Source organism: Ewingella sp. AOP8-B2-18 (assembly GCF_052376015.1).
In the GTDB taxonomy this organism is placed as follows: Bacteria; Pseudomonadota; Gammaproteobacteria; order Enterobacterales; family Enterobacteriaceae; genus Ewingella; species Ewingella allii.
In genome coordinates, this window is the sequence record NZ_JBQSVB010000004.1 from 206,590 (window position 1) to 222,306 (window position 15,717).

Sequence of the window (15,717 nt, forward strand, 5' to 3'; positions counted from 1 at the left end):
TTATGACTTCATACTTGTTACTGTTCGTCGGTACCGTACTGGTGAACAACTTTGTTTTGGTTAAGTTTCTCGGCCTCTGCCCGTTCATGGGCGTGTCGAAAAAGCTGGAATCCGCGATCGGCATGGGATTGGCCACAACATTCGTTATCACGTTGTCGAATATCTGCTCGTGGATCGTAAACACCTTCGTATTAATGCCTTTGGGGCTGGTCTATCTACGCACCATGGCCTTCATTTTGGTGATCGCCGTGGTGGTGCAGTTCACCGAAATGGTGGTGCGCAAAACCAGTCCGTCGCTTTATCGCCTGCTCGGCATCTTCCTGCCGCTGATCACCACCAACTGCGCGGTACTGGGCGTGGCGCTGCTGAACATCAACCAGGCGCACAACTTCATGCAGTCCGCGCTGTACGGCTTCGCCGCGTCTCTTGGCTTCTCACTGGTGATGGTGCTGTTTGCCGCTATCCGCGAACGCCTGGTGGTGGCGGATGTCCCCGCGCCCTTTAAAGGCTCTTCAATTGCACTGGTCACCGCCGGTTTGATGTCTCTGGCCTTTATGGGCTTTACCGGTCTGGTGAAATTCTAATGTTTGAATTATGGGTTGCGATTGGCGCGCTCACGGCGTTGGCACTGGTTTTCGGGCTGCTGCTGGGCTATGCGTCGCGCCGTTTTGCCGTTGAAGGTAATCCGGTTGTCGATCAGATTGACGATATTCTGCCGCAAAGCCAGTGCGCACAGTGCGGTTATCCGGGCTGTAAGCCTTACGCCGAGGCCGTCGCCAACGGTGACAACATCAACAAATGCGTCCCCGGCGGTGAAGCCGTGATGCTGAAACTGGCTGCCCTGTTGAACGTTGAGCCGCAGCCACTGGGCGATGACGCCGCGCCAGCCGTGCCCGTGCGCACCGTAGCCTATATCGACGAAAGCAACTGCATCGGCTGCACCAAGTGCATTCAGGCCTGCCCGGTTGACGCCATCGTCGGCGCGACCCGCGCCGTCCACACTGTGATCACCGATTTATGTACCGGCTGCGATCTGTGCGTCGCGCCTTGTCCGACGGACTGCATTGAAATGCTGCCGATTAAAACCACCACCGCAAACTGGAAATGGGATATGAAATCCATTCCGGTGCAAGTCATTCATGCGGAGTAAGCGGAACGCCATGTTTAATCTGTTTTCTGCGCTCAAGAAAGACAAACTGTGGGACTTCGACGGCGGCATCCATCCGCCAGAAATGAAGACCCAGTCGAGCCACGTGCCCCTGCGCCGCGTGCCGCTGTCCGAGCGCTATATTATTCCTCTGCAGCAGCACCTCGGCCCTGAGGGCGAGCTGTGCGTGAAATCCGGTGATCGGGTATTAAAAGGCCAGCCGCTGACCACCGGTCGCGGCCGCACCGTGCCGGTTCACGCCCCGACCTCTGGCGTTATTACCGCCATCGAGCCACACATCACCGCCCATCCGTCGGGCCTGAAAGAGCTGTGCATCCTGATTTCTGCCGACGGAGAAGACCGTTGGTGCGAGCGTGACGTTGTCACTGATTATCGCCAATTGGACGCCGCCGAGTTGAATGCGCGTATCCATCAGGCCGGTATAGCCGGGCTGGGCGGCGCGGGTTTCCCTACTGCCAGCAAGCTTCAGGGCGGACTGACCTCTACCCGCACGCTGATCCTCAATGCCGCCGAGTGCGAGCCTTACATCACCGCCGATGACCGGCTGATGCAAGAACACGCGGCTGAGATCCTCGAAGGCACGCGCATTCTCTGCCACATGCTTAAGCCAGAGCGCGTGCTGATTGGCATTGAAGACAATAAGCCCGAAGCCATTAGCGCCCTGAAGCAGGCGATTAAAGCTGAACAAGCTGACGGCGTGAAGTTCGAGCTGCGCGTAGTGCCGACCAAATACCCTTCCGGCGGTGCCAAGCAGCTCACCAAGATTTTGACCGGACTCGAAGTGCCGAAAGGCCATCACTCCTCGCATATCGGCGTGCTGATGCAGAACGTCGGCACGGTGTTCGCCATCAAGCGCGCCATTATTGACGGCGAGCCGCTGATTGAGCGCGTGGTGACGCTGACCGGCGAAGCGATGGAAAAGCCGGGCAACGTCTGGGCGCGTATCGGCATGCCAATTTCCCACCTGATGGTTGAAGGCGCGCTGCGTCCCCAAAGCCCACAGAAGATGGTGATTATGGGCGGTCCGCTGATGGGCTTCACCCTGCCATCCCTCGACGTGCCGGTAGTGAAAATCTCCAACTGCCTGCTGGCACCTTCTGAAAGCGAAATAGGCCAGCCCGAGCCGGAAGAAGCCTGTATCCGCTGTAGTCTGTGTGCCGACGCCTGTCCGGCGGGCCTGCTGCCGCAGCAGCTTTACTGGTTCAGCCGGGGGCAGGAGCATGAAAAAGCGCGCAACCATAACCTGTTCGACTGCATCGAATGCGGCGCTTGCGCCTATGTCTGCCCAAGCAATATTCCGCTGGTGCAGTACTACCGCCAGGAAAAAGCCGAGATCCGCGCAGTCGATTTAGAAACCGCCAAAGCCACCGAAGCCAAGGCGCGCTTCGAAGCCAAACAGGCGCGCATGGAGCGCGAGAAGCTGGCGCGCGAAGAGAAACATCAAAAAGCCGCCGTGAAGCTGGATACCCCAGTCGCTGAAAAAGCCACGGCAGAGAAAGCCGCCGAGGCTCCTGTCCCTACTGCATCTCAAGAGAAAGCGGCGGAAGCCGATCCGCGTCAGGCGGCTCTGGCCGCGGCGATTGCTCGTGCTAAAGCTAAAAAGGCCGCGGCCGAAGGTGCTGAAGTTGCAGCACCAGAAGCTACTCCTGCTGCTCCAGCCGCCGAAAAAACCGACAACGATGATGCCCGCAAGGCCGCCGTCGCTGCTGCCGTGGCCCGCGCCAAAGCTAAAAAAGCGGCTGCCACGCAGGAAACACCTGTGGCCTCCGAAACCGTCACCACGCCTTCTGCTCCAGTCAGCAGCGATGACGACGCCGCGCGTAAAGCCGCGGTGGCTGCCGCTATCGCCCGCGTGAAAGCTAAGAAAGCCGGTAACAGCGGCGTGGTGATTGAAGCCACTGACAGCACGCTTTCCGTGACACCGTCACCGACTGAACCGTCGGTAGAGGACAAGCGTAAAGCGGCCGTCGCCGCCGCCATTGCCCGCGCCAAAGCCAAGAAGGCCGCCGCGCAGGAAGACGCGTCTGAACAGGCTGCATCAGAACCAACACAACAAGAAAGCGATCCACGCAAAGCCGCCGTGGCTGCTGCGATCGCTCGAGTTAAGGCGCGTAAAGCGGCTGCTCAGACTATGTCGAACGAGGAATAAATGGCTTTTAGAATCGCGAGTTCTCCTTTCACCCATAACCGGCAAAGCACCAGCGCCATCATGCTGATGGTGGTGGTGGCTTGTATTCCCGGCCTGCTGGCGCAGGTCTGGTTCTTTGGTTACGGCACGCTGGTCCAGCTGGCACTGGCTATTGTGATTGCCCTGCTGACCGAAGGCGCGGTGCTGCAACTGCGCAAAATGCCGGTCAAAAAACGTTTGGGAGATAACACCGCGCTGCTCACCGCCGTGCTGCTAGGCGTCAGCCTGCCGCCGCTCGGCCCGTGGTGGATGGTGGTGATTGGCACGATTTTCGCCATTGTGATCGCCAAACAGCTGTACGGCGGCCTCGGCCAGAACCCCTTCAATCCGGCGATGGTCGGCTATGTAGTACTGCTGATCTCTTTCCCGGTGCAGATGACAACCTGGATGCCGCCGGGCGCCTTGCAGCATCACCCTGTGGGCTTTACCGACACGCTGCTGACCATCTTTGGCGGCCATAACAGTCAGGGGCTGACGGCTTATCAATTGCAGATGAACGTCGACGGCATTACTCAGGCGACGCCGCTGGACGCCTTTAAAACCGGACTGCGCTCCGGCCACAGCACCGATCAGGTATTGGCCGAGCCGCTGTTTGGTGGCGTTCTGGCAGGTCTGGGCTGGCAGTGGATCAATTTCGGTTTTCTGGTCGGCGGCCTGTTCCTGATGTGGCGCAAAATCATTAGCTGGCACATCCCGCTGAGCATGCTGGCCATGCTGACCTTCTGCGCCAGCGTTGCCTGGGGACTCTCACCAGAGGCTCACCCCTCGCCGCTGATTGGCCTGTTCTCCGGGGCCACCATGCTGGGCGCGTTCTTTATCGCCACTGACCCGGTGACGGCTTCCACCACGCCGAAAGGCCGCCTGATCTTTGGCGCGCTGATTGGCCTGCTGGTGTGGCTTATTCGCACCTACGGCGGTTATCCGGACGGTATCGCCTTCGCCGTCTTGCTGGCCAACATCACCGTGCCGCTGATTGACCACTACACCCAACCGCGCGTTTACGGGCATCGCTGAGGACAGTATGGAAAAAGGTAAAATGCTTCAAACCATGCGCCGCCACGGTGTCACGCTGGCGGTGTTTGGCGCGCTGATGACCGGCATGACCGCGATGGTTAACTTGCTTACTAAGCCAACCATTGCCCATCAGGCGCTGTTACAGCAAAAAAGCTTGTTTGACGAAGTGATCCCTTCCAGTGTCTATAACAATGACATGCAGAACGAATGTTACAACGTCACGGACGAATCACTGGGGACTGCCACACCGCACCGCCTCTATCTGGCGCGCATGGATGGCAAACCGGTGGCCGCTGCAATTGAAACTACCGCCCCTGATGGCTATTCCGGCGCGATCCAACTGTTGGTTGCCGCTGATTTTCATGGCAAAGTTTATGGCTCGAGGGTTCTTGAACACCATGAAACGCCCGGTCTCGGCGACAAAATCGAAGTTCGCATCTCTGACTGGATCAAAAGCTTTGCTAATCAGGTGATTAATGGCCCTGACGACCCGCGCTGGGCCGTCAAGAAAGATGGCGGCATGTACGACCAATTTACTGGCGCGACCATTACCCCGCGCGCCGTGGTGCGTTCAGTAAAACGCACGGCACTGTTTATCGAGACGGTACCGTCTCAGCTTTCAAACCTCACCCCTTGTGGAGCCCGTGATGAGTGAAGCCAAGAAGATAATTGTTCAGGGTCTGTGGACCAATAACTCCTCGCTGGTACAGCTGCTGGGCCTCTGCCCGCTGCTGGCGGTGACCTCCACGGCGACTAACGCGCTGGGGTTGGGTCTGGCAACCACGCTGGTACTGACCTGCACCAACGCCATGATCTCGGCTTTCCGCCGCTGGGTGCCGAATGAGATCCGTATTCCGATTTACGTGCTGATCATCGCCTCAGTGGTCAGTACCGTGCAGATGCTAATCAACGCCTACGCTTTCGGCCTGTATATGGCGCTGGGGATCTTCATCCCGCTGATCGTCACCAACTGTATTGTGGTGGGCCGCGCCGAAGCCTGCGCCGCCAGTAGCCCGGTGCATCTGGCCGCCCTCGACGGCATGATGACCGGCCTGGGTGCCACCGCCGCGATGTTCGTATTAGGCTCGATCCGTGAAATTCTCGGCAGCGGCGTACTGTTTAACGGCGCAGATTTGCTGCTCGGCAGCTGGGCCAAGGTGCTGCGCGTCGAAGTGATCCACCTCGATAACCCATTCCTGCTCGCCATGCTTCCGCCGGGCGCGTTTATTGGTTTGGGCCTGCTGTTAGCAGGTAAGTACCTGATTGACCAACGCCAAAAAGCGCGTCAGGCCGCCAAAGCACACGCATCCCAGCAGTCAACCTTGCCGAAAGGCAGCGCGGGTAACGCGTCATGAATAAAGAGAAGCGCATCAGTATTCTCAGCCGGCTGCGGGAGAATAACCCGCACCCGACCACCGAGCTGGTGTACACCACGCCATTCGAGCTGCTGATTGCGGTTCTGCTTTCGGCGCAGGCCACTGACGTGAGCGTCAATAAAGCCACCGCCAAGCTGTATCCGATTGCCAACACTCCTGCCGAAATTCTGGAGCTGGGCGTGGACGGCGTGAAGGAGTACATCAAAACCATCGGCCTGTTTAATTCCAAGGCTGAGAACGTGATCAAGACCTGCCGCCTGTTGCTGGAAAAGCACGGCGGCGAAGTCCCCGAAAACCGCGAAGCCTTAGAAGCACTGCCCGGCGTCGGCCGTAAAACCGCCAACGTGGTGCTCAACACCGCCTTTGGCTGGCCGACCATCGCCGTCGACACCCATATTTACCGCGTCTGTAATCGCACCAATTTCGCCCCCGGCAAGACCGTCGAGAATGTCGAAGATAAGCTGCTGAAAGTGGTCCCCGCCGAGTTCAAACTCGATTGCCACCATTGGTTTATCTTGCATGGGCGCTATACATGTATTGCACGTAAACCACGGTGCGGGTCCTGTGTGATTGAGGACTTATGCGAGTTTAAAGAAAAGGTTGAATAAGTTTTTGGGGCTTTGGTAAAGCTGAGGAAACTTTTAAGGTCAAGTTCAAAGTCGTGGGCGTCGGCCCACACCGACCAAGGGAGGCGTAAACGCGCCTCCCTTGGAACCCTGCGTTTTTTTCTGCTGGAAGATCGAGGCTGCGCAGGGTTGGGATGGACGTGTTTCAGGAACCACGGAGATCGTCGCGAAGTGCCGCCGCTTAGGCGGTTCCCTCAGTTCGGGCTTCGAGCCATAGGTCTCGAACCACTCCCTCGGCGTCACTTCTGAACGCGACTTACTGGCATTTACTTCGAGCCGTTTCATTCACAAAAAATCTGAAAATCACTGAAAAGGTACGGTTGAGATGCCTCAAAACCGCAGTCAAAAATGGCGCTGAGCGAACGGTTCGAGACCCAAGGCTCGAAGCCTGAAGCGAAGGCACCGCCTAAGCGGCGACATTTTGCGGTGGATAACGGAAGTACCTGAAACAAGTCCGCCTAACGAGCGAAGCGCGCAGTTAAAAAAGCCCGGGGGTCAAGGGGGCGGCGGCGACTGGCCGCCCCCTTGCCGGTGTGGGCCGGTGCCCACGACCTTGAATTTGAATTTGAATTTGAATTTGAATTTAAAGATTTTAAAAGCGGGTTTGGGCCGCCGCCCAAGACCTTAGCGGAATTGGGCCGCACACCCAAAAATTAAATAAAGGATTTCGCCTGCTTCAACACCACATCACAGGCTTTTTGTTTCACTTTCTCTTTCACCTGCGACAGGCCGTTCCCCAGATTGTTGAGGTCAACGTTCTGCCCTTTGCCGGTTTGCAATAAGCCGCCGAGGCCGTTTTGGTAATCCTGGCTCTGCGCGCCTGCGGCACTTTCAATGCCCAGCTTGCTTAACAGCTTGTCTTTCACATTTTCGGTGCTGGCTTGCGACAACACGTTATTCTTCACGCAATACTGCAAAACGCCCGCAACGTTGGTGGCGCTTTTCGAGGTCAGCGCGCTATCACCGCCGTTGAGCAGCGACATCAAAGAAGCCCCTGAATTGGCCCCGTTGCCCGCCGTGGCACCGTTACTGCCGTTTAATTGCTGATTGGCTGCGTCCTGCAATGAACTCAACAGATTATTTGCCTGCGCACCGCCGGCAACTAACACACCACTTGCCGCGATGGCTAACAACACTGTTTTTAATGCTTTCATGTGTAACTCCATTAATTTCTCTTACGGGCTTTGATTGCCGCTTTTATGCAAAATAAGCCCGTAAAGCTTGGTCTTAAACATTCATTTCATCAATAGGAAAACGTCTCGTAATGTTACAGAACGAAAAGCTTCAGGGTTGAAGGTTAGGCTGTTGTGCTATCCATAGCGCGGCGGCGTTGAAAAAGTGCTGGGCCAGCGGCGTGGCGCGCCCTGCTTCAGCTACCACCAGCGCGGCGTGGCGACTCATTGGCGCAATATCCAACGGGCAACGTTTCAGCGCCGGATGCATCTCATCAATCAAATGACCACGGGGAACCAGCGCGCAGCCCAGCCCGACAAAAACGCCCTGCATCAGTTGGAAAATCGAGGTGCTTTCAAGGGTCGGGTGCAGCACTAAACCGGCCTGACGGAAGTGATTATCCAGATATCGGCGGAAATAGCGGCTCGGCTCCGACAGGCACAGAGGCAACTCCACGGCCTGCTCGGCGGTAAGCAGTGTGGCGTTTTGCAACTGCGGGAAGTGGTCGGGGTGATACACCACGTCAACGCCGCCATCGTCAATCGGCGCAACTTGGAAACGCAGCTCATTGAGGGTGGAAAACTCAAAGAAGCCGATACCGACGTCCACCGCGTGACTGCTCAGGGCTTCAATCAGCTGATCGGCGCTGACTTCCGCCACGCGATAATCCAGCCCCGGATGGGTATCATTCACCGCCTTTATCAATCGCGCTAGAGAGATGCTGCACTGCGGCATCACGCCAATGCGCAAGGTACCGCTCAGCCCCTGCTTTAGCGACTCCACTTCCAGCTTGAGCCCTTCATAGACCGCAACAATCTCACGCGCCCAGCTCAGTACCCGCAGGCCTTCCGCCGTAAAACCTTCGAAATTATTACCGCGATTGATCAAGTTGAGATCTAGCTCTTTCTCAAGATTTTTCAATCGCATAGAAAGCGTCGGCTGGCTGACAAAACTAGCCTCTGCCGCACGGCCAAAGTGCCGCTCGCGTTCAAGATTGCAGAGGTAAATGAGTTGCTTGATGTCCATAGGGTCGTAAAGAAGCCGCGTGATAGATAGGAGTAATGGTAGAGAGTATAACGGCGCGGCGGATGAAAGTCGTGAAGGGACCATTGTTATAGATAACGGTGGTGAATAGTGGCTGCACAAAAAAGTGTGACATTTTGTAAAACCGGATTATTCTTAGCCGTAACATTTAAGGAGGAAAAGATGGCTAATCAGATGCATACCAAAGTAAGAGTGTATATGGCCAGCTCGCTGGACGGCTATATCGCAGGGCCAAACCACGACTTAGCGTGGTTGAACAAAGATCACTCCCGCGCGGGGGATTTAGCGGACGACGCCAACTTCCTGCAATTTGATCCATTTATGGAACAAGTGGGATGCATGCTGATGGGCCGCAACACTTATGATGTTCTGGAGGCTATGGGCCAGTGGGTTTACGGCGATGTCCCGGTACTGGTCGCCACCTCGCGGGCTATTACCCGCCCTGCTTCTCCGACCATCAAGGCGGTGTCTGGTGATATCCATGCGTTGATTGGTCAAGCTAAAACTCTGGCGAATGGCAAAGACGTTTATATTGATGGCGGGAATATGATTCAGCAGGCTTTAACGGCGTCATTGGTGGATGAAATGACCCTGACCTACATCCCGGTTCTGCTCGCAGAGGGTGTCAGACTTTTCGATAATCTTGCCGGGCACTCTGCGTTGCAATTCACCGGCAGTGCCAGCCACGGCGGCATGTTACAAGTCTCAAGTCGTTTGGTTAAAGAGTAGATATCCCAGCTAACCTTCTGAACTTAAACAAAAAGGGAGGCGTTTTCGCGCCTCCCCCACGTCATTCAGCCCCAAGCGCTGAACTAGATCTTTAACTTCACATAATCCACTAAACGGCTAAACATCCCGCCTTTAGCCACATCTTCCAGTGCCACCAGCGGAATGGTTTTAATGGTTTTGCCGTTATCAACAATGTTGATGCTGCCCAGCTCTTGGCCTTTCTTCAGCGGCGCGTCGATCTGCGGATTGGTCAGCACGTATTGGGCTTTCAGCTTGTCGGCGTCGGACTGCGGCACGCTGATGAACACGTCATCCAGCGAGCCGACCTTGACGTCCTGATGGTCGCCGAACCAAACTTTCTCTGTCGAAACGGTTTGTCCCGCTTTGAAAATCTGCTTGCTGGTGTATTCGCGGAAGCCCCAGGTCAGCAGCTTGCGCGCCTGCTCTTCGCGCCCTTTTGAGCTTTTACCGCCCATCACCACGGCGATCAGGCGGCGGTTGCCCTCGGTCGCAGAAGCAATAATGTTGAAGCCAGCGCTTTCGGTGTGGACGGTTTTCAGGCCATCAACTTGCAGGTTTTTGTCCCACAGTAGGCCGTTACGGTTCTGCTGAGTGATGTTGTCATAGGTCAGCGACTTTTCGCTATACATATGATATTCCTCAGGTTCGCCACCAATAATGGCGCGAGAAAGCTTGGCTAAATCATAAGAGGTGGTGTACTGGCCCGGCGCGTCGAGGCCGTGAACAGTTTCAAAGTGGCTGTTGGTCAGCCCCATAGAGGTGACGTATTGGTTCATCATGCCAACGAACGCGTCCTGACTGCCGGCCACGTAGTCGGCCATTGCCACACAGGCGTCGTTACCGGAGGTCACGATAATGCCGCGGATCAGGTCGCGCACGGTGACGCGGTCGCCCGGCTTGAGGAACATCAGGGAAGAACCGGCCAGACTTTTGTTACCTGCCACCCAGGCTTCTTGCGGCACGGTGACCACGTCATCCATGGTGATTTTGTGTTTATCCAGCGCGCGGTCGATAACATAACCGGTCATCAGTTTGGTCAGGCTGGCCGGGTTACGGCGCTCGTCCGGGTTGCCCGCCGCCAGCACATCACCACTGCCGTAATCCATCAATACAAAGGATTCTGCGTCAATACTTGGCGGAGCCACTGGGAAATCTAATGGCGCAACGGCTTTCGCCGCGCCTGCTGATAACATTAATACGCCAGTTAATACACTCAATACGCTACGTTTCACGGCTTGTTCCTTTATAACGCCAAACGCCACAGGCCGCATTTAGCTCGGCATGTGGCTAAAATAGATTCAATACTCCCCAAACCTTGTTCCATGAAGGCTAAAACAGCGAAATTTGCAGGAGAAAACGGATTGGCGCATAGGGTGCACTATAAAGACGCACGACTAAACCCTGTTTATTTTTCTAAGCGTTTCATAATGAAACGGCTTAGTTACAATTTGTTGATATTTCCCGCGATAAACGCGCTCTATCTCACGATTGCGCCATTCGATTAGACGAAATCCCCTCTTCAGTCCTAAACTTGTGACATAAAATTAACAATCGGTTTAACAATTCAGCACCGCCGATTGCATGTCACTTATCACATTCGGCTTTTCGAATGACACCTGCGAAGCGAAAATATGAAATTCAAAACTGAGATCAAACCTTATACCGGTGCTGCCGGTGGTTGGGGATCATTAGAAGCCACCACCCGTTACGTCTTCGACAGCAAAAAAGTCCTTTCTAACTTGCGCAACCTGATGCGCGTGAACAAGGGTCGCGGCTTCGACTGCCCGGGCTGTGCCTGGGGCGACGACAACCACAGCACCTTCAGCTTCTGTGAAAACGGCGCCAAAGCCGTCAGCTGGGAAGCCACACGTAAAGCCTTGGAGCCTGAGTTCTTTGCTCAGCACAGCGTGAGCAAACTGCGCGAACAGAGCGACTATTTCCTTGAGTACCAGGGCCGTTTGACTCAGCCGCTGCGCTACAACCGCACCACTGACCACTATGAGCCTATTAGCTGGGACGACGCCTTCTCGCTGATCGCCAGCCATTTAAAAGGTCTGGAAAGCCCGGATCAGGCTGATTTCTACACCTCCGGCCGCGCCAGCAACGAAGCTTCTTATCTGTATCAAGTGTTTGGCCGCATGTTCGGCACCAACAACTTCCCTGACTGCTCCAATATGTGCCACGAAGCCAGCGGCGTTGGCTTGAAGCAGAGTATCGGGGTGGGTAAAGGCACCATTCGTCTCGACGACTTCGAAAAGGCCGATGCCATTTTCGTCTTCGGTCAGAACCCCGGCACTAACCACCCGCGCATGCTGCACAGCCTGCGCCACGCCGCCGATCGCGGCGCGAAAGTAGTCAGTTTCAACACCCTGCGCGAGCGCGGTCTTGAGCGTTTTGCTGACCCGCAAAAACCGCTGGAAGTGGTGACCACCAAGTCTGGACGCATCAGCTCCGCCTACTATCAGCCAAACCTTGGCGGCGACATGGCGGCGGTTCGCGGCATTGTTAAAGCCCTCTTGGAAGCCGATCGCGACCGCGTGTCCAACGGCCTGAGCACCATTTTCGACGCAGACTTTATCGCCCAGAACACCGCGGGCGTGGATGAGTATCTGGCGGTGGTGGATGCTACCTCTTGGGAGAAAATCGTCGAGCAGTCTGGCCTTTCCGAAGAAGAAATTCGCGAAGCGGCGTCTATCTACGTGCAGGCAGAGCGCGTGATTTGTACTTGGGCGATGGGTATCACTCAGCACAAACACTCCGTGGCTACCGTGCGTGAAATCACCAACCTGCAACTGCTGTTTGGCCAACTCGGTAAGCCGGGCGCGGGCCTGTGTCCGGTGCGCGGTCACAGTAACGTGCAGGGCAACCGCACCATGGGCATCGACGAAAAAGCGCCAAAAGCCCTGCTCGACGCCATGGAAGCCCACTTCAAATTCACCCCACCGCGCAACCCGGGCCACAACACGGTTGAAGCGCTGGAAGCCATGTTGAAGGGTGACGCCAAAGTGCTTATCTGCCTCGGCGGTAACTTAGCGGCGGCGGCACCGGACACCCTGCGTACCGAGAAGGCGCTGAGCAATCTCGACCTGTCAGTGCAAATCAGCACCAAGCTGAACCGCAGCCACTTAACGCCGGGCCGCGAAGCCTTGATCCTGCCTACCCTTGGCCGTACCGAGCTGGATATGCAGGCCACGGGTTCGCAGTTTATTACCGTTGAAGACTCCTTCAGCATGGTTCACGCCTCCGAAGGTGTCGGTATCCCGTTATCTCCAGAGCAGCGTTCCGAGACGGCGATTGTCTGCGGGATTGCTAACGCCGTGCTGGGCGACAAATACCTCGACTGGATGGCGCTGGCGGACGATTACAACCTGATCCGCGACCATATCGAAGCCACTATCCCAAGCTTTACCGATTTTAACGCCCGTTGCGACATTAAAGGCGGCTTCTACTTGGGTAACGCAGCGGCCGAGCTGAAATTCAACACGCCTACCGGCAAAGCCAACTTCAGCGCGGCAAGCCTACCTGAACAGCTGATCCCACAGGGCAATCAGGATGCGCCGTTTACGCTGCAAACCCTGCGCTCCCACGACCAGTACAACACCACCATTTACGGGCTTGATGACCGTTACCGCGGCGTTTACGGCCAGCGCGAAGTGCTGTTCATCCACCCTGACGACTTAGCGGCATTAGGTATGAAGGATGGCGAACTGGTGGAAATCGAAACCCTGTGGACCGACGGCGTCGAGCGCAAAGTGACCGGCTTCAAACTGGTGAGCTACGACATCCCGCGCGGCAATCTGGCGGCCTACTACCCGGAAACCAACCCGCTGGTGCCAATGTCCAGCTTCGGTGACCAAACTCACACCCCTACCTCTAAAGCGATCCCGGTGGCTATCCGCCGCTGCGAGCAGAAAGTCGATCTGCAACGCATCGCCTAATCTTCAAGTCTGCATTCCCTCTTTCGCGACAAGGTTATGTCGTGAAAGAGGGGGTTATTGCTTGCCGCACGCGGCCATTTCGCGTAAAACTGTCTGCCGCTAATCGAGCCACTTTAACCCCACTCTCTGGACGATATGTTTCAAGATAACCCGCTGCTCGCGCAGCTAAAACAGCAACTTCACTCTCAGACTCCCCGCCTTGAAGGCATCGTTAAAGGAACTGAGAAAGGCTTTGGCTTTCTTGAAGTAGACGGTCAAAAAAGTTACTTCATTCCGCCTCCGTACATGAAAAAAGTCATGCACGGCGACCGCGTGATTGCCTCTTTACAGACCGAGAAGGACCGCGAAGTGGTTCAGCCTGAGACGCTGGTTGAACCTTTCCTCACGCGCTTTGTTGGCCGCGTAACCAAGAAAGATGACCGTCTGTCTATCGTGCCGGACCATCCTTTGCTGCGTGACGCCATCCAGTGCCGCACCGCGCGCAACATCAATCACGAAGTCAATGACGGCGACTGGTGTGTAGCAGAGATGCGTCGCCACCCGCTGAAAGAAGGCGATCGTGGTTTTCAGGCCGAATTAACCGAGTGGATCACCACCGGTGATGACGATCTGGCCCCTTGGTGGGTCACGCTGGCGCGCCATAATCTGGAACGCGAAGCCCCTAAATCTGAAATTGCAGAAATCCTTGATCAAGGTTTGACTCGCGAAGACCTGACCGCCCTGCCGTTTGTCACTATTGACAGTGGCAGCACTCAGGACATGGATGACGCGCTGTATGTTAAAGACAACGGCGACGGCACCCTGCAACTGAATATCGCGATTGCCGATCCAACGGCTTATGTGGCCGAAGGCACCGAGCTGGACAATATCGCCAAAAAACGCGCATTCACCAACTACCTGCCGGGCTTCAACATCCCGATGCTGCCGCGCGAACTGTCTGACGACCTGTGCTCGCTGTGGCCGGACGTTCAGCGCCCGGTGCTGGCATGTAGCGTCACCCTCGCCGCCGATGGCGCGCTGGGTAGCGACATTCGCTTCTTCGCGGCAACCATCGAGTCAAAAGCAAAACTGGCCTATGACGATGTCTCCGACTGGATTGAGCAGGAAGAGAAAAGCGCATGGCAGCCACAAAGTGATGTGATTGCTGACCAGATTCGCCTGCTGAAACGCGTCTGTGACGTGCGCAGCGCGTGGCGTACCGCGAATGCGCTGGTGTTCAAAGACCGCCCTGACTTCCGCTTCATTCTGGGCGAGAAAGGCAACGTGCTGGAAATCGTCGCCGAGCATCGCCGCATTGCGAACCGCATCGTAGAAGAATCGATGATCGCGGCGAACGTTTGTGCCGCCATCGCCCTGCGCGACACCCTTGGTTTCGGCGTTTATAACGTGCACACCGGCTTTGACCCGCTGCTGGTTGAGAACGCCATCACCGTGTTGCAAGCCAATGATGTTGAAGCTAATGCTGAAGAACTGCTGACCTTGCCGGGTTTCTGCGCGCTGCGTCGTAAACTTGACGCGATGCCAACGCAGTTCCTCGACAGCCGCATTCGTCGTTTCCAGACTTTCGCCGAAATCAGCACCGTTCCTGGCCCGCACTTTGGTCTGGGTCTGGAAGCCTACGCCACCTGGACTTCGCCAATCCGTAAATACGGCGATATGGTCAACCACCGCCTGTTGAAGGCGATGATCACCAAGCAGGCCGCTGAGAAGCCACAGGACGAGATGACCGTGCAACTGGCAGAGCGCCGCCGCGCCAACCGCATGGCCGAGCGTGATGTCGGTGATTGGCTGTACGCGCGTTACTTAGAAGATAAAGTCGGTACTGACACCAAGTTCAGCGCCGAAATCATCGACGTCACTCGCGGTGGCCTGCGCGTTCGCCTACAAGATATCGGCGCCGTCGCCTTCATCCCTGCTCCGTTCCTGCACAGCGTGCGCGACGAGCTGGTATGCAGCGCCGACACCGGCACCGTACTGATTAAGGGCGAAGTCGCCTACCGTCAGAGTGATATCATCGACGTGCAGATCGCCGAAGTTCGCATGGAAAACCGCAACGTGATCGCCAAACCAGCAGTTTAGGGTTTCGCTTGAACGATGGTTAGAAAGGCTGGTCAGGGAAAGCTGACCGGCCTTTTTTTATTTCAAATTTAAGGTCAAGGTCGTGGGCGTCGGCCCACACCGACCAGGGGGCGGCATATCGCCACCGCCCCCTGGACCCCCAGGCTCTTTCACTGCGCGCTCCGCTAGTTGGATGGACGTGTTTCAGTCACTTCCGTTCACACCGCGAAATGCCGCCGCTTAGGCGGTTCCCTCAGTTCGGGCTTCGAGCCTTGGGTCTCGAACCACTCCCTCGGCGTCATTTCTGACTGCGGTTTTGAGGCATTTCAACCGTGCTGTTTCAGTAGTTTCAGGATTGTTTTTTGAATTGGAATGAAACGGT

At 56.2% G+C, this 15,717-nt stretch carries 13 protein-coding genes; 10 read left to right on the forward strand and 3 right to left on the reverse strand.

The genetic code is table 11. The features are described 5' to 3' along the window. Positions 1-2: 2 nt before the first annotated feature. Genes rsxA through nth form a run of 7 tightly spaced genes read left to right on the forward strand, consistent with a single transcriptional unit; the run spans position 3 to position 6,354 of the window. Positions 3-584 carry an electron transport complex subunit RsxA gene (gene rsxA, locus ACT3RR_RS10710; RefSeq protein ID WP_034790318.1) on the forward strand — a complete coding sequence of 194 codons (582 nt, stop codon included), beginning with the start codon at positions 3-5 and terminating at the stop codon, positions 582-584. Continuing rightward, positions 584-1,150 carry an electron transport complex subunit RsxB gene (gene rsxB / locus ACT3RR_RS10715; protein WP_353501999.1) on the forward strand — a complete coding sequence of 189 codons (567 nt, stop codon included), beginning with the start codon at positions 584-586 and terminating at the stop codon, positions 1,148-1,150. The genes rsxA and rsxB overlap by 1 nt, the downstream gene beginning before the upstream one ends. A 10-nt stretch (positions 1,151-1,160) precedes the next feature. Then, positions 1,161-3,317: an electron transport complex subunit RsxC gene (rsxC, locus tag ACT3RR_RS10720; protein WP_496200283.1), complete on the forward strand. Its 2,157-nt coding sequence runs from the start codon at positions 1,161-1,163 to the stop codon at positions 3,315-3,317. Beyond that, entirely contained in the window at positions 3,318-4,370 is a 1,053-nt protein-coding gene (gene rsxD, locus ACT3RR_RS10725) for an electron transport complex subunit RsxD (protein WP_353501997.1), read from the forward strand. A gap of 22 nt (positions 4,371-4,392) precedes the next feature. Continuing rightward, on the forward strand, positions 4,393-5,025 hold the full coding sequence (rsxG, locus tag ACT3RR_RS10730) for an electron transport complex subunit RsxG (RefSeq protein WP_353503963.1): 633 nt from the start codon (positions 4,393-4,395) through the stop codon (positions 5,023-5,025). Beyond that, entirely contained in the window at positions 5,018-5,725 is a 708-nt protein-coding gene (locus tag ACT3RR_RS10735) for an electron transport complex subunit E (RefSeq protein WP_353501996.1), read from the forward strand. The genes rsxG and ACT3RR_RS10735 overlap by 8 nt, the downstream gene beginning before the upstream one ends. After that, entirely contained in the window at positions 5,722-6,354 is a 633-nt protein-coding gene (nth, locus tag ACT3RR_RS10740; protein ID WP_485900433.1) for an endonuclease III, read from the forward strand. Before ACT3RR_RS10735 ends, nth begins: the two co-directional genes overlap by 4 nt. Before the next feature lie 671 nt (positions 6,355-7,025). On the opposite strand, the gene ACT3RR_RS10745 is transcribed toward nth, so the two are convergent. Together ACT3RR_RS10745 and ACT3RR_RS10750 are read right to left on the reverse strand one after the other, a co-directional pair. Then, positions 7,026-7,526, reverse strand: a complete 501-nt coding sequence (locus ACT3RR_RS10745; protein WP_353501994.1) for a YjjA family protein — start codon at positions 7,524-7,526, stop codon at positions 7,026-7,028. 130 nt (positions 7,527-7,656) lie between these two features. Beyond that, a complete protein-coding gene (locus ACT3RR_RS10750; protein ID WP_496200284.1) occupies positions 7,657-8,571 on the reverse strand; it encodes a LysR family transcriptional regulator in 915 nt (304 codons plus the stop codon). Between the two features lie 180 nt (positions 8,572-8,751). Here ACT3RR_RS10750 and ACT3RR_RS10755 point away from each other — a divergent pair, with 180 nt between their 5' ends. Then, positions 8,752-9,318 carry a dihydrofolate reductase family protein gene (locus ACT3RR_RS10755; RefSeq protein ID WP_496200285.1) on the forward strand — a complete coding sequence of 189 codons (567 nt, stop codon included), beginning with the start codon at positions 8,752-8,754 and terminating at the stop codon, positions 9,316-9,318. 83 nt (positions 9,319-9,401) lie between these two features. Here ACT3RR_RS10755 and dacD read toward each other — a convergent pair whose 3' ends face one another. After that, positions 9,402-10,571: a serine-type D-Ala-D-Ala carboxypeptidase DacD gene (gene dacD, locus ACT3RR_RS10760; RefSeq protein ID WP_496200286.1), complete on the reverse strand. Its 1,170-nt coding sequence runs from the start codon at positions 10,569-10,571 to the stop codon at positions 9,402-9,404. A 399-nt stretch (positions 10,572-10,970) separates the two neighbouring features. Between dacD and ACT3RR_RS10765 the strand changes: the two genes are divergently transcribed. Continuing rightward, positions 10,971-13,277, forward strand: a complete 2,307-nt coding sequence (locus ACT3RR_RS10765; RefSeq protein WP_353501990.1) for an FdhF/YdeP family oxidoreductase — start codon at positions 10,971-10,973, stop codon at positions 13,275-13,277. Between the two features lie 135 nt (positions 13,278-13,412). Next, positions 13,413-15,356 (forward strand): exoribonuclease II, encoded by a 1,944-nt coding sequence (locus ACT3RR_RS10770; RefSeq protein ID WP_496200287.1) that lies wholly within the window; start codon positions 13,413-13,415, stop codon positions 15,354-15,356. Positions 15,357-15,717: the final 361 nt, after the last annotated feature.

What these genes read in the sequence shown, in the direction of transcription:
- rsxG (WP_353503963.1), top strand. Translation starts at nt 4,393, where the DNA reads ATGCTTCAAACCATGCGCCGCCACGGTGTCACGCTGGCGGTGTTTGGC.
- ACT3RR_RS10750 (WP_496200284.1), bottom strand. Translation starts at nt 8,571, where the DNA reads ATGGACATCAAGCAACTCATTTACCTCTGCAATCTTGAACGCGAGCGG.
- rsxC (WP_496200283.1), top strand. Translation starts at nt 1,161, where the DNA reads ATGTTTAATCTGTTTTCTGCGCTCAAGAAAGACAAACTGTGGGACTTC.
- rsxA (WP_034790318.1), top strand. Translation starts at nt 3, where the DNA reads ATGACTTCATACTTGTTACTGTTCGTCGGTACCGTACTGGTGAACAAC.
- ACT3RR_RS10735 (WP_353501996.1), top strand. Translation starts at nt 5,018, where the DNA reads ATGAGTGAAGCCAAGAAGATAATTGTTCAGGGTCTGTGGACCAATAAC.
- ACT3RR_RS10755 (WP_496200285.1), top strand. Translation starts at nt 8,752, where the DNA reads ATGGCTAATCAGATGCATACCAAAGTAAGAGTGTATATGGCCAGCTCG.
- nth (WP_485900433.1), top strand. Translation starts at nt 5,722, where the DNA reads ATGAATAAAGAGAAGCGCATCAGTATTCTCAGCCGGCTGCGGGAGAAT.
- ACT3RR_RS10765 (WP_353501990.1), top strand. Translation starts at nt 10,971, where the DNA reads ATGAAATTCAAAACTGAGATCAAACCTTATACCGGTGCTGCCGGTGGT.
- ACT3RR_RS10745 (WP_353501994.1), bottom strand. Translation starts at nt 7,526, where the DNA reads ATGAAAGCATTAAAAACAGTGTTGTTAGCCATCGCGGCAAGTGGTGTG.
- rsxB (WP_353501999.1), top strand. Translation starts at nt 584, where the DNA reads ATGTTTGAATTATGGGTTGCGATTGGCGCGCTCACGGCGTTGGCACTG.
- ACT3RR_RS10770 (WP_496200287.1), top strand. Translation starts at nt 13,413, where the DNA reads ATGTTTCAAGATAACCCGCTGCTCGCGCAGCTAAAACAGCAACTTCAC.
- rsxD (WP_353501997.1), top strand. Translation starts at nt 3,318, where the DNA reads ATGGCTTTTAGAATCGCGAGTTCTCCTTTCACCCATAACCGGCAAAGC.